The following is a 6,147-nucleotide window of genomic DNA, read 5'->3' as shown; positions in this document are numbered from 1 at the left end:
GTCGAACGTCGAACGTCGAACGTCGAACGTCGAACGTCGAACGTCGAACGTCGAACGTCGAACGTCGAACGTCGAACGTCGAACGTCGAACGTCGAAACGCCGGAACGCCGGAACGCCGGAACGCCGGAACGCCGCGAGGCGGTCGTCGCCCTTGCGGCGCGACGACCGGCCCCTGACGTCCGCTCACACCGCTTCCGGAATCGGATTCCTGAAGCTGACGTTGAGCAGGTTCCATGCATTGATGGTCGCGATCGCGAAGCCGAGCTCGGCGATCTCGGCTTCGGAGAAGTGCGCCTGTAGCTCCGCGAACGCCGCGTCGCTCGGGTCCGTGCGCGGAATTCGCGCGACGCTTTCCGCCCATTGCAGCGCGGCGCGCTCGCGTGCGTCGAAGAACGGCGCCTCGCGCCAGCCGGCGACCGCGTTCAGGTGCCGCTGGTCGACGCCGAGGCGCACGAGATCGCGCCAGTGCATGTCGATGCAGTACGCGCAACCGTTGATCTGCGACACGCGCAGGAACACGAGATCGACGAGCCGCTTGTCGAGCGAGCCGCTCCACACGGTTTCGGACAGATGGAGCAGCGCGTTGAACGATTTCGACGCGAGCTTCGGGTACGGAAGACGGGGGGCGTGAGCCATGATCGGTTTCCTCTTGAAGGCGGGGGCCGCCCGATGCGGCCCTCTCGCCTACAAGACGCGTCGCGGCGCGCGTTTGTGACAGACTTTTTGCTGGAGAGAGGGGCGGTGCGGCTCGGCGCGGGTCGAAATCGATGGCCGTTTGGACGATGGGATGGTCTTCGAGGCGTGCCATACCATGCTGGCTATGAGTCGAGCCGAGCGGAGCTAAGCCAAGCCAAGCCGAGTCGAGCCAACCAAGCCAAACCGAGCCAAGTCAGGCCAAGTCAGGCCAAGTCAGGCGCGTCGAATCGAATCAAGCCAAACCGTTCGACAGCGAACTAAGCAGTGAAGCCGAGCCGTAACGCAATGAGCCGTCGCGCAGCGCGCGCGGCGGCACGCGGTGCCGCGGCGGCGACGCGCGATTCGCCGCGCGACATCGCGCACAGACGCGGGCCGCCGCGCGCCCCCCGGCAGCGTTCACGCGTCGCGTGTCGGGATATGCGCAAGCTTGTCCGGGTTGCGCACCGCGTAGATCGCGACGATTCGTGCGCCGTCGGTGACGAACGCCTGCGCCGATTCGATCTGCCCGTCGATGAAGCGCAGCAGGCCCGGCTCGCCGTTGATTTGCGCGAGGCGGTATTCGATGCGCCCGACGTTACGCCGGCCGACGACCCAGTACAGATTCGCGATCCGGAGCGCGCCGCGCAGCACCTTGAAGAACGACGGCACCTTGCCGCCGCCGTCGCCGACGAGCTCGACGTCGTCGGCGAGGAGCGCCTGGATCGCGCCGCGCTCGCCGCTCGCCGCGGCCTGCGCGAAGCGCTCGACGAGCTGCCGGTGCCGATCGCGCGACACGTCGAAGCGCCGGTGCGCCTGCTGCACGCGCGTCGACGCGCGATGAACGAGCTGCCGGCAGGCGGCCTCGCTCTTGTCGAGCAGTTGCGCGATTTCCGCGTAGTCGCGCTCGAACGCCTGACGCAGCAGGAACGCCGCGCGTTCCTCGGGCGACAGCCGCTCGAGCACCCACAGCAGCGCGACCGACAGATCGTCGGCGAACTCTGCCGCGGTCTCGGGCGTGCGCTCGTCGACGTCGACGAGCGGTTCGGGGAGCCACCAGCCGACATACGCGTCGCGCTGCGCCTTCGCGGCGCGCAGCCGGTCGATCGACAGCCGGGTGACGACGGTGACGAGCCACGCCTCGGCCGAGTCGAGCGCGCCGTGATCCGCTTGGTGCCAGCGCAGCCATGCGTCCTGCAGCACGTCCTCGGCGTCGGCGCGCGTGCCGAGCATCCGGTACGCGATCGAGAAGAGGCGCGGGCGCAGCGTGGTGAACGGTTCGTCGGACGGCTTCGGTCGGAAGGTTTCGGTCATGTTCGTAGGGGGCTTGAATGGCTAACGGTCCATCCCACCAAGACGGGGCGGGCCGCGTTTTTGTGACAGCGGCGAGCGGGGCGATACGCCGAAGCCCGGCGCTTGGCCGTTTGTCGGGGGACGGAGCGCATCCGGCGACGGGCGCGCGGCGCTCAGGGCTTGGTCGTCCGCGCGCCGCCGCCCGATTCCGGGGCTGGCTCCGGCTCCGGCTCGCCCGTGCGCTGCCGAACGACGGCGAACAGCTCGTCGCGCAGCCAGCGGTGCGCGGGATCGGCTTGCAGACGCGGATGCCATGCGGCGGCCAGCTTGAAGCCTTCGACTTCGACCGGCAGCGGCAGCAGATCGAGCCGCTTGGCGAAGCGCATCAGGAAGCGCTCGGGCAGCGCGCACACGTAGTCGGTCGCTTCGAGCACGAGCGGCGCGAGATGGTACTGCTGGACCGACACCGCGACGGCCCGCGAGCGCCCCAGCGCGCGCAGGCGGTCGTCCATGAAGCCGTGAAAACCGCCGCCGTCGCCCGACACGATCACGTGACGAAGCGCGCAGTATGCGTCGAGGTCGGGCGGCGCGAGCCCGCGCGGATGTCCCTTGCGCTGCGCCATCACGTATCGTTCCTGCAGCAGCGGGCGCGCGACCGTCGTGCGCGGCACCGAGAAATCGGCGGCGATCAGCAGATCGGCCTCGCCGCGCTCGAGCATCGCACCCGCGGCGTCGGCGGGCAGGTTGCGGAACGCGAGACGCACGCCCGGCGCGCGCGTCGCGACGCGTCGCACGAGATCGAGGCCGGCCATCACGAAGCCGTTGTCGCTCGCGACGATCTGGAACGTGCGTTCGTCGGTGGACGGATCGAACGCCGCGCCGTGACGCAGCGCGGTCCGCAGCTCGCGCAGCGCGCCGCGCAACGGGCCGCGCAGCGCGAGCGCCCGCGCGGTCGGCACCATCCCGCGGCCGTTCTTCGCGGGCAGCAGCAGCGGATCGCCGATCAGCTCGCGCAGGCGCGCCAGTTGCGCGGACAGCGCCGGCTGGCTCAGATGCAGCCGCGCGGCCGCGCGGGTCACGTTCGCCTCTTCGAGCAGCACGTCGAGGGCGGCGAGCAGCGCGAGATCGGCGCCGCGCCATTCGGTCGACGTATTTCCCATGTGAATGGCTCCAATACGAAGAATCGATTTCAAATATACCAACAGGGTGCGCAGACTGTCGCCAAGCGCGGCTTCGGTGGCCGCGATCGGGACATTTGAAGGGGATTCGATGGAGACACACGAACCCGAGCGTCACGCGCTGCGCGCGCTCGCCAGCGCGAATTTCGCGATGGGCAGCATGTCGTACGGCGTGGTGGGCGCGCTGCCGTCGCTCGCCGCCGACTGGCGGATCGCGCCGGGGCGCGCGGCGCTGTTGATGGCGGCGTTCTCGATCGCGTTCGCGCTCGGCGCGCCGATGCTGCAGATGCTGATCGGGCATCGGCGGCGGCGCGGTGTCCTGATCGCCGGCCTGCTGACGACGTCGCTCGCGACGCTCGCCGGCGCGTTCGCGCCGGGCTTCGGCTGGCTGTTCGCGACGCGGATCGTCGCGGGCGTCGGCGCGGGCGCGGTGAGCCCCGTCGCGACCGCGATCGGCGCCGGGCTCGCGCCGGCCGAGCGGCAGGGCAAGGCGCTCGCGATTGTGTTCGTCGGCGTGACGTTATCGAGCGTCGTCAGCGCGCCGCTGTCGGCCTGGGTCGCGCAGGCGCTCGGTTGGCGCGCGACATTCGGCTGGCTCGCCGCCGTCGCGCTCGGCAGCGCCGCATGGATCGCCTGCACGGTTCGCGACGCGTCGCGCGGCGAGCGGATGCGCCCGGGCGGGCTGCTTGCGTTGCTCGCGCGTCCCGCGACGGCGGCGGGCCTCGCCGTCGTCGTGCTGCAGACGGGCGCGTTCTTCTGCACGTACACGCTGATCCTGCCGCTGCTGCATCGGCGCTTCGGCGCGAGCCCGGGCGACGGCGCGTTCGCGCTCCTCGTGTTCGGCGTGACGGGCGTGCTCGGCAATCTCGTCGCGCAGCGCGTGGCGCGCCGCTGGTCGGCCGATTCGCTGCTCGGCGCGGCGATGGGCGCGATGCTCGTGGTGTTCACGGTGTTCGGGGGCATGGCCGCGCTCGCGACGGCGGGCTTCGCCGGCGGCGCGCGATTCGCGGCGGCGCTCGCGCTGCTCGCGCTCTGGGCTTTGATGCAGGATCTGTTCTATCCGTCGCAGTTGCGGCGCGTCGTGGGTCTCGAGCCGAATTACCGTGCGATGGCGCTCGCACTCAATTCGTCGGGGATCTTCGCCGGCATCTCGCTCGGCTCGGCGCTCGGCGGGCGGGTCGCGGACACGTGGGGCGTGGGCCGGCTCGCACCGGCGTCTGCGGCGCTGACGGTCGCCGCGCTGATTGCATTGGGGATCTCGCGGCGATACGTGGCCGCGCCGCGCACGAGCGCACGCGCGGCGGGGGCGCCCGTGCTCAGATGACGCGCGAATCGGGCGCGCGCGAGCGCAGGCTCGCGAGCCGTCTCGTTTTTTTGTCGACGCGTCAGGCGTTCGGCCGCGCACAGCCGGACGAGCCGGACATGCTTCAGCGTGCCGTTCCGCTGCGGCGTCGGCGTGCCGAGATGCGGCGCGTTGTCGGTCGGCTCGACGTTGCGTGGCCGGAGCCGGGCTCAGACGCCGGATGCTGGCCGCCGTCGCCATCGCGGCCGCAAGTATCGCGACGTCGCCGACTCCGCACGGCTCGTCGCGCGACATCGCGGTATCAATAACCGTGCGTGACGAGCGACAGCACCGACAGATCCGGATGCGTGCCGTCGACGATGCTGCGGCCGATCGACACCGCCTCGTGGAACGCCTCGTCGGCGCTGCGGAAGCTCTCTTCGCCGTCCGCATGGAACGGCACGGTGTGACCGGGCAGCGCCGGATCGGCGCCCGGGTGGCACACGTAGCCGGCGTACGTGTAGCGGTTTGCGTCGGCCTGCGTCGGGGCCGGCGACACGTGGATCTCGAAGCCTTCGTAATCGACGTGTCGAGACGGGAGTGGCGATTCGGACATGGCTGTCTCCTGGGCCGCGTTCGGCGCATCTGGCGCCAGTCGCGCGGCCGTCTTTCGTTGTTGTCCTTTGAAGGAAATTCTAGGCGATGCGGGGCGCGGCGGCGGGTGCGGCGCAGCGTGCGGGGCGACGCCGCGGCTGGCGCGAGCACGTTGCGGGCGGCCGCGAGCGTGCAGCAGGCGGCCGATGGGCCGATGACGGTTCGCCACGCGGCTGCGGCCGGGATGCGCGGTGCATCGCCTGCTGCGCGATGGATTCGCTCACTGCGGGAGGGGCTATGCAACCCGAATTTTCTCGAAGCGTATGGCATGCGGTTGCCGTTGGGGTAACGACGGCCGGATTGGCGATGGCAATGGCGATGGCAATGGCAATGGCAATGGCAATGGCAATGGCATCCTGCTCGAAGCCGGGCGGCTCGAACGCCGATTCGAGTCCGACCGGCGCGACGGGCGGCGTGCAGCCCGTGTCGATGGCGTTGTCTGGCAGTTCCGGCGCGGCGTCTGGCGGCGCATCCGGTGGCGGTTGATCCACGAATTTCGCCAGTTCGGCGCATGGCGAGCACCGAGCACCGAGCACCGAGCACCGAGCACCGAGCACCGAGCACCGAGCACCGAGCACCGAACACCGAACACCGAACACCGAACACCGAACACCGAACGCGCCGCGCGCCTGGGCCGACGCGCGATTCGCCTGATCTGCCGACGCGCACGACGATCGGCTCCGCACCGAGCCGCGAAGACGGGCTGCTCGAGTTGAGCGAAGAGCGTCCGCCGAAAGGCGGCGACGATCGTTTGCTCGACCCTAGCGACTCGTCGATCCGCGGCGGCAGCGCGGCTGTGAAGCGGAGGTCGTTCGATGTCGATGCCGCGCCCGACAATCGGCGCGCGAGACGGGCAATGCCGATCCCGGTAGCGACACGGATCATGGCGGAACGGGCCGGTGCGCATCGGCGGACGGTGATTCGACGCTCGATGAACGCGCGGATGTCGAGCCTGACCGGACAGGCTCGGGTCGCGGTCGACGCGCGATGGTTGGCGGATGCGCGCGCTTTTCTTCAACGCCGTTGCGAAATGTGACGATGTCGGTGGAACTGCATCGCGGCGGCGC

General features: G+C 70.2%; 7 protein-coding genes. 2 read left to right on the top strand and 5 right to left on the bottom strand.

All coding sequences use genetic code 11. From position 1 onward, the window contains the following. Positions 1-184 precede the first annotated feature (184 nt). From X946_RS24425 to X946_RS24415, 3 genes are all read right to left on the bottom strand, one after another. Entirely contained in the window at positions 185-637 is a 453-nt protein-coding gene (locus X946_RS24425; RefSeq protein WP_038753158.1) for a carboxymuconolactone decarboxylase family protein, read from the bottom strand. A 456-nt stretch (positions 638-1,093) separates the two neighbouring features. Continuing rightward, on the bottom strand, positions 1,094-1,987 hold the full coding sequence (locus X946_RS24420) for an RNA polymerase sigma-70 factor (RefSeq protein WP_038753156.1): 894 nt from the start codon (positions 1,985-1,987) through the stop codon (positions 1,094-1,096). Between the two features lie 152 nt (positions 1,988-2,139). Then, positions 2,140-3,126 carry a LysR family transcriptional regulator gene (locus X946_RS24415; protein ID WP_052145168.1) on the bottom strand — a complete coding sequence of 329 codons (987 nt, stop codon included), beginning with the start codon at positions 3,124-3,126 and terminating at the stop codon, positions 2,140-2,142. A gap of 109 nt (positions 3,127-3,235) precedes the next feature. Between X946_RS24415 and X946_RS24410 the strand changes: the two genes are divergently transcribed. Beyond that, positions 3,236-4,468 carry an MFS transporter gene (locus tag X946_RS24410; protein WP_038753154.1) on the top strand — a complete coding sequence of 411 codons (1,233 nt, stop codon included), beginning with the start codon at positions 3,236-3,238 and terminating at the stop codon, positions 4,466-4,468. Between the two features lie 280 nt (positions 4,469-4,748). Here the strand turns inward: X946_RS24410 and X946_RS24405 are convergent, their stop codons facing one another. Together X946_RS24405 and X946_RS35300 are read right to left on the bottom strand one after the other, a co-directional pair. After that, entirely contained in the window at positions 4,749-5,042 is a 294-nt protein-coding gene (locus X946_RS24405) for a hypothetical protein (RefSeq protein WP_038753152.1), read from the bottom strand. A gap of 79 nt (positions 5,043-5,121) precedes the next feature. Next, complete coding sequence (locus X946_RS35300) at positions 5,122-5,571, bottom strand: hypothetical protein (protein ID WP_161788694.1); 450 nt, start codon at positions 5,569-5,571, stop codon at positions 5,122-5,124. Positions 5,572-5,591: 20 nt separating this feature from the next. Here X946_RS35300 and X946_RS36430 point away from each other — a divergent pair, with 20 nt between their 5' ends. Further along, on the top strand, positions 5,592-6,116 hold the full coding sequence (locus X946_RS36430) for a hypothetical protein (protein WP_235364059.1): 525 nt from the start codon (positions 5,592-5,594) through the stop codon (positions 6,114-6,116). Positions 6,117-6,147 lie beyond the last annotated feature (31 nt).

Source organism: Burkholderia sp. ABCPW 111, assembly GCF_000773065.1.
Taxonomy (GTDB): Bacteria; Pseudomonadota; Gammaproteobacteria; order Burkholderiales; family Burkholderiaceae; genus Burkholderia; species Burkholderia savannae.
This window is presented reverse-complemented; position numbering and strand designations above follow the sequence as displayed.